Origin of the sequence: Achromobacter sp. HZ01 (assembly GCF_003267925.1) — a bacterium.
Lineage (GTDB): Bacteria > Pseudomonadota > Gammaproteobacteria > Burkholderiales > Burkholderiaceae_B > Achromobacter > Achromobacter pulmonis_A.
Genome location: NZ_LWKV01000010.1, coordinates 1 through 7,923 on the forward strand (window position 1 = coordinate 1; position 7,923 = coordinate 7,923).

The 7,923-nt window shown below is 64.3% G+C and carries 2 protein-coding genes; both read left to right on the forward strand.

Going from position 1 to position 7,923, the window contains the following annotated elements; translation table 11 throughout:
• Positions 1-5,265, forward strand: a 5,265-nt coding sequence (locus A6B37_RS25865) for a VCBS domain-containing protein (protein ID WP_146748026.1), incomplete at its 5' end; no start/stop codon positions are given.
• 244 nt (positions 5,266-5,509) lie between these two features.
• Positions 5,510-7,923, forward strand: a 2,414-nt coding sequence (locus tag A6B37_RS25870) for a retention module-containing protein (RefSeq protein ID WP_146748027.1), incomplete at its 3' end; no start/stop codon positions are given.

Genomic DNA, 7,923 nt, shown 5'->3' on the forward strand with positions numbered 1-7,923 from the left:
ACCGTCGGCGGCCAGGACGTCACCGGCGCCAACACCACGCCGGTGGTCATCACCACCGACAAGGGCATCCTGACCATCACCGGTTACGATGCCGCCACCGGCAAGATCACGTACTCCTACGAGGAAACGGGCGGCGCGGACGATCACAGCGCGGGTGACGACAAGGTGCGTGACGAGTTCCAGGTCGCCGTCACCGACGTGGCCGGCAAGACCACCACGGGTGACCTCGTCATCCAGATCATCGACACCGAACCCACGGCCAACGACGACGACGGCGGCAGCGTCACCGAAGACGCCACCGTCAACACTCTGGGCGGCAACGTCGTGGACAACGACACCAAGGGCGCCGACGCCATCAAGGACGTGACCTGGAACGTCTCCGACGCGCAGCGCGCCGAGATCGAGCAGTACGGCACGCTGACCCTGAACAACGACGGCACCTGGCGGTTCACGCTGGACAACAGCAAGCCGGCCGTCCAGGCGCTGGGCGCGAACACCAAGCTGGACTTCACGCTGGACTACACCATCACCGACGCGGATGGCGATGAATCCAGCGCCACGCTCAGCCTGAGCATCAACGGCGCCAACGACGCGCCCACGATCACCAGCGCCATCCTCAGCATCTCCGAAGAAGGGCTGCCGCTCGGCCTGGAGGACGACAAGGGCGTTGCCGATACGACGGACGCCGCGACCTACTCCGGCAAGCTGATCATTGCCGACGTGGACTCGGGCGACGCCCATACCGTGACGCTGGTCAAGCCGGCCGACACGGCGCTGTACTCGCAAGGACGGCCGGTCGTCTGGTCCCTGTCCGGCGACGGCCACACCCTGGTCGGCACCGACTACCTGGGCAAGCCCGTCATCACCATGACGGTGACGAACACGGGCGACTACACGGTCACCCTGTCCGGCCAGGTGGATCATCCGACGAATTCGGTCGAGGACGTGCTGCAGCTGGGTGTCGGCGTGGTGGTCAGCGACGGCCACACCACCTCCGGCGGCAGCATCACGGTCAATATCGAGGATGACAGCCCCGAGTTCGGCACCATCACCAACACCACCATGGACAACACCAGCTCCACGGTGCAAGGCACGCTGGAGTTCAATACCGGCGCCGATTCCGTCGGCGCCGCGCTGGTCGTCTCCTCCATCGGGAAGCTGCCCGAAGGCTGGACCACCAGCACGCTGGGCCAATCCTCGGTCGACATCTTCTCGCCCGACGGCAGCAAGATTTTCACGGTCACGGTGAATCCGGCCGGCGGCTATACGGTCACCCAGCACGAAGCCCGCCCGGGAACGACCGAATCGATCGACCTGGCCTCCAGCATCACCAACAACCCGCAGACCAGCTACGACCTGGGCTACGCCACGCTGACCGCCGGCGGCGGCAAGACGTTCAACGCCAATTCGTTCGGCAGCGGCAACTCGTTCGGCATCGGCAACACCTCCTTCGATGCGGGCGAGAGCTTCCGCATGGACTTCAAGCAGGCGCTGTCGGACTTCAGCCTGAACGTGGCCGAAGTCAAGGGATCGGGCACGGTCCAGGTCACGGTCTGGAGCGGCAACGAGTCCAGGACCTTCTCGTTGAACGTGAACGGCTCGACTGGCAGCCTCCACATCACGAAGGACATGCTGGAAAGCGGCACCCCCTCGCTGTCTCATTTCGACGCGATCCAGTTCACCGCGGGCGGCGGCGTCAAGATGTCGTTCCTCACGACCGGTTCCTATACGGAGAACATCCCGGCCGGCCCGATGGACTTCACCGTCGGCGTGACCGGCACCGATGGCGACGGCGACAAGGTGACGGGCGAGTTCACCGTGACCTCCAAGGCCACGGAGAACAGCGCTCCCGAGATCCACGACGCCCACGTATCGGTTTCCGAGGAAGGCCTGGCCGGCGGCATCAAGGACTCCAACGGCACGGTCGACCAGTCGAACGAAACGTCCTACTCGGGCGTGCTGCAGATCTCCGACGCCAACGGCAACCAGGGCCTGTCGGTCAGCCTGCAGGCTCCGGCCGACGGCGTCCTGGTGTCGGGCGGCAAGCCCGTGACCTGGACGCTGGCCGACGGCAACCAGACCCTGACCGGCACGGTCGACGGCAAGACCGTGATCACCGTCACCGTCGACAACCAGGGCAACTACAGCGTCAAACTGGACGCGCCGGTCGACCACCCGAACAAGGGCGTCGAGGACGTGCAGTCGTTCGGCATCGGCGTGAAGGTGACCGACGCGCTGGGCGCCAGCAGCACCGCCACGATCACCGTCAACGTCGAAGACGATATGCCGGCCAACAACCCGAACCCGACGTCCAGCGTCGGCGTGCCGGTCAGCGAAATCGGCGTCGGCGGCCTGCAATCCGGCTTCAGCAACTGGAAGCTGGAAAACAACGGCTCGCTGAATAGCCAGACCAACAACGACAGCGATCCCGGAATCGACGCAATCACCTGGGGCAAGCCGTCCAACTGGGGCTCGAAGTACTCCGGCTACAGCTTCGTGGACAACGAGGGGCTGCGCAGCAACGCCACCGATCTGCTGGACACCACCTTCAAGATCGGCACGTTCACGCACAACAACTTCCCGATGACCGGAAATTCGCTGAAGTCGGTCGAGCTGAACGTGGTGCTGCGCGTCACCATCGATGGCGTCGAGCACGTCGTCAACCACACGATCACGCTGGAACATACGGAAACGCCGAACAACTATGGCGATTCCCGCGATGACGACATCGTCCGGATCTCCGACTCCTCGCTGCAGCAGACCTTCCAGGTCGGCGACCGCACCTATGTGCTGAACATCCCGGGCTTCAAGGACGCCAACGGCAAGCTGGTCACGGAAATCCACACCAAGGAAGGCCAGGCCAACTCCTTCGAACTGTATGCCACGGTATCGTCCACCGACCCGCTGCCCAAGGTCGAAGGCGATCTGTTCAGCACCGAAGGCGGCGGCGTCGCAGGCTGGCAGTACGGCGCCGACGGCGCCGGCTCGGTGGCCTGGACCGGCGGCGTCACCCGGGCCGATGGCTCGACGGTCATCGAGAACGAGTACGGCAAGCTGACGATCGACGCCAACGGCCACTACACGTTCGAAATGAGCCGCAAGGCCTACGACAACTTCGAAATCGGCAACAAGGCGCTGACCTACACGTATACCGTCACCGACGCCGACGGCGACAGCCAGCAAGGCCATATCACCATCAACCTGAATGGCTACGACAACGGGCCGGCCGTCTTCCTGAAGGTCGTGGCCGACTCGGCCCACGTCAGCGAGGCCGACGGATCGGTCTCCTACACCGTCATGCTGGTCGACAAGGACGGCAACGAAGTCAAGGTGCCGGACGGCAAGTCCATCACCGCCGCGCTGCAGTGGGAAGGCGACGCCACCGGCAATACGGACACCGGCAACCTGCCCGGCTCCGTCACGATCGGCGGCGGCCAGTCCAGCGCCACCGTGACCGTGGGCGTGGTCAACGACCATGCGGTCGAGGGCAACAAGGGCCTGTCGCTCTCGCTGGGCAACGTGACCGGAGGCAACGCCTTCGACCGCGGCATTCTGGCGGACAAGAACCCGGCGACCACGACCATTCACGACGATGACGTGGCGGTGAAGACGCCGCAGCCGACCCTGACCAACGAGGGCCTTAACCTGACGGTGTGGGCGACCAAGAGCGGAGCGCGGGGGACCGACAAGGAAGTGAACGACGTGCTGACCAAGCTCGACAAGAGCGGCGGCACCGAGGGCAACGGCGCCTACTCCAACGACCTCGAAGCCCTGATCAAGCAGTTGATGGAAATCGACTCGAACGGCAACGGCTTCCGCTCAAGGGACCCCATCGGCCCAGGCCGCGGCCACAAGTACGGGGACGCCAGCTTCGTTGGCCGTTACAGCGGCGAGGGGCAGTACAAGGTCCAGGACCTGATGGGCAAGGACCCGCAAGGCGACGCCCGTTCGCAATGGGGCAACGTCAACGGCAATACGGCGATCCACGCCAACGGCGTGATCTACCTGAAGGCCGGCGAAACCTACACCGTGCACGCCCAGGGCGACGACAGCCTGCGCGTGGTGCTGGGCGACCGCAACATGGGCGGCCAGGTAGTGGACCTGCGCTGGGGCAGCGACCATGCCACGGTCAAGACCTTCACCTTCACCCCGACGGAGAGCGGCCTGTACACCCTGGATATGTTCCTGCATAACCAGAACGGCCCGGGCATGTTCAACGTCTGGATCGAGAACAGCAGCGATCCGGGCAAGGCGCTGACCTTCTTCCCGAGCTTCGAGGCCGCCAAGGAACAGCTGGCCGCCAAGGACTCCGGCTTCAAGGTCGGCAGCCTGATCGGCACCGAAGGCTATGGCCACTACAAGGTCTACGGCTACAACGAAGCCCCGGTGAACGCCGAGATCAAGCTGTCGCAGATCCAGGTCGACCCGGCCAACCTGCCGCTGGCCAGCGGCGAGCATGTCGTCGGCATCATGGTCGAGAACCTGCTGGCCGGCTTCGTGCTGAGCGACGGCCAGGGCCACAGCTTCACGGCCACGGACGCCAACGGCTCGGTGGACGTCAAGGGCTGGAACCTCGACACGCTGACGCTCAAGCCGTCCGCCGGCTTTACCGGCGCGCTGGACCTGAATATCGACATCACGATCCAGGGCCACGATCAGGATGGCAGCGCCTACACCTACAACCGTGACAGCGACCTCACGATCCGCGTCGATGCCGTGACCTACGGCACGTCGGGCGCCGACACCCTGACCGGCGGCACCGGCGACGACTTCCTCTACGGAGGCGCGGGCAATGACGTGCTGCGCGGCGGGGACGGGCACGACACGCTGTACGGCGGCGACGGCAACGACGTCCTGCACGGCGGCAAGGGCAACGACACCCTGATCGGCGGAGAAGGCAGCGACACGTTCAAGTGGGAGCTGAACGACCAGGGCACGGTCGGCGCGCCGGCTGTCGACACGATCAAGGACTTCTCGATCCTCAAGCCCGCCGACGGCGGCGACATCCTGGACCTGAGGGATCTGCTGGTCGGCGAAAAGCAGTCGACGCTGAGCCAGTACCTGAACTTCAAGCAGGACCCGGACAACGCCAAGAACACGGTGATCGAGATCAACACCAAGGGCGAAATCGGCCAGGGTCCCGACCAGAAGATCGTGCTCGAGAACGTCGACCTGATGCATGGCACCAACGGCCAGCTCCTGGACAACCAGACCATCATCAACGACCTGATCCAGAAGGGGAAGCTGAACGTCAACGACCACTAAGCTGCACCCACCCGGGAAGCGGCCCGCGGCCGCTTCCCTCGGATGATCCACAAGCGCGGACCATCCGTTGGCGCCCGGCCTTCCTGCCTGAGTACTCAGGCAGGCGCCGGGCGTTCTTCTTTACCAGGTTTCATTCAGGACAACCGGACGAATTCACCCCTGACATCGTCTGCGAACAGGGGCTGGCCCCAGAACATCGCCCCTAACATCTGGCCATGTGGATCACTCCTGGAACGGAACCATCATGGCTACTCCCCTCCTCGCCGTCGTCAACGAAATCACCGGCCGCGCCTGGATACGCAATAGCGATGGCTCCTTGACGGAGTTGCGCCAGGGCAGCAAGGTTCCCATCGGCAGCGACATCGTCACGGCCGCCGGCGCCACGGTCACCCTCCAGACCGGCAACGGCATGCCGATCGTGATCGGCGAAAGCCGCGACGTCGCAATGTCCCCGGAAATCGACTCGCCCCTGGCCGACATCTCCGAGGCGGCGATCGTTCCCCCGGTCGGACGCGAAACCGAGCGCCTGCTGGCGGCGCTGCGCGAAGGCCGCGACCCGTTCGATCAGCTCGACCCCGCCGCGGCCGTGCTGGCCGGCGGCGGCGAAGGCGGCGGCACCAGCATCGTGCGCCTGGCCCGCATCCTCGAAACCACCACCCCGCTGGACCTGGCCTACCCCAATCCGGCCCGCGCCAATGACGCGCTGCCCCGCCAGCCTGGCGCCGGCGCCGGAGCCGGCGATGAAACCGGCCCGCCCAATTCGGCGCCGATCGCGCTCGACGACAGCGCCAGCGGCTCGCAGGACGAACGCATCCGCGGCAACCTGCTCGCCAACGACAGCGATCCCGACGGCGACCCGCTGACGCTTGCCTCCATCAACGGCCTGCCGATGGGAGCCAACGGCCTCACCGTCCCCGGCTCCCACGGCGGCGCCTTCGCCATCCGTCCCGATGGATCCTACGAATTCGACCCGCGCGGCGACTTCAAGCCCCTGGGCGCCGGCCAGACCGCCGTCAGCTCGATCTCGTACACGATCGCCGACCCGTCGCAGGCCACCTCGACCGCCTCGCTCACTGTAACCGTCACCGGCGCCAACGACCTGCCGGAAGTTTCCGACTACACGCTCACCATCGCAGAAGACCAGCCCCTCAGCGGCACAATCGTCGCCACCGACGCCGACCAGGACACGCTGAGCTACACCATCGGCCAGCCGCCGGAACACGGCAAGGTCGAAGTGGACCTGCTTACCGGCACGTACACCTACGTCCCGAACCGGGACTACAACGGCCCGGACCAGTTCACGGTTCTCGTCGATGACGGCAAGGGCGGCAAGGCTTCCTCCACCGTCAATATCACAGTCACGGCCGTCAATGACCCGCCGGTCATCGAAGGCGTCGACGTCACGGTCGACGAAGACCAGCCCTTCAAGGGCAAGATCGTCGCAACCGACGCAGAAGGCGATACGTTGAGCTATACGGTCAGCGAGCCTCCAAAGAATGGAGATCTCACACTCGACCTGGTCACCGGCGAATACACGTACACCCCAAATCCGGACTACAACGGTCCTGACCAGTTCACCGTTCTCGTCGATGACGGCAACGGCGGCAAGACTTCATCCACCGTCAATATCGCCATCACCGCCGTCAATGACGTGCCGATCGTCGAAGGCGCGGACCTGACGGTTGCCGAAGACCAGCCCTTCAAGGGCAGGATTGTTGCGACCGATCCGGATGGCGATACGCTGCGCTATACGGTTGCCGAAGATCCGAAGCACGGCAACGTTGATCTCGATCCGCTCACCGGGACATATGTCTACACCCCTTCCCTGGACTACAACGGTCCCGATCAATTCACCGTCCTTGTCGATGACGAGCACGGCGGCAAGACGACATCAACCGTCAACGTCATCGTCACCGCCGTCAACGACGCGCCGGTGGTCGAAGGCGTCGATATCACGATTGCCGAGGATGAGCCCATCAAGGGCAAGATCGTTGCGACCGACGTGGATGGCGACACGTTGCGCTATACGATCGGCGAACCGCCGAAAAATGGAAACCTCGAGCTCGATCTGACCACCGGCGCATACACCTACACCCCCAATCCGGACTACAACGGCCCGGACCGGTTCACCGTTCTTGTCGATGACGATCACGGGGGCAAGACCTCGTCCACCGTCAACATCACCATCACCGCCGTCAATGACGCGCCGGTGGTCGAAGGCGCCAATATCACGATTGCCGAGGATGAACCCATCAAAGGCAAAATCATCGCGAGCGATGCGGACGGCGACACGTTGCGCTATACGATCGGCGAGTCTCCGAAAAATGGAAAACTCAACCTCGACCTGGTCACCGGCGAGTACACCTACACCCCCAATCCGGACTACAACGGCCCTGACCGGTTCACCGTTCTCGTCGATGACGATCACGGCGGCAAAACAACATCGACCGTCAACGTCACCGTCACCGCCGTCAATGACGCACCGGTCGTCGAAGGCGTTGACATCACGATCGACGAAGACCAGCCCATCAAGGGCAAGGTTGTTGCAACCGACGCGGATGGCGATACGTTGCGCTATACGATCGCCGAACCCACAAAAAATGGAAGCCTCGAGCTCGATCTGGCCACCGGCGAGTACACCTACACCCCCAATCCGGA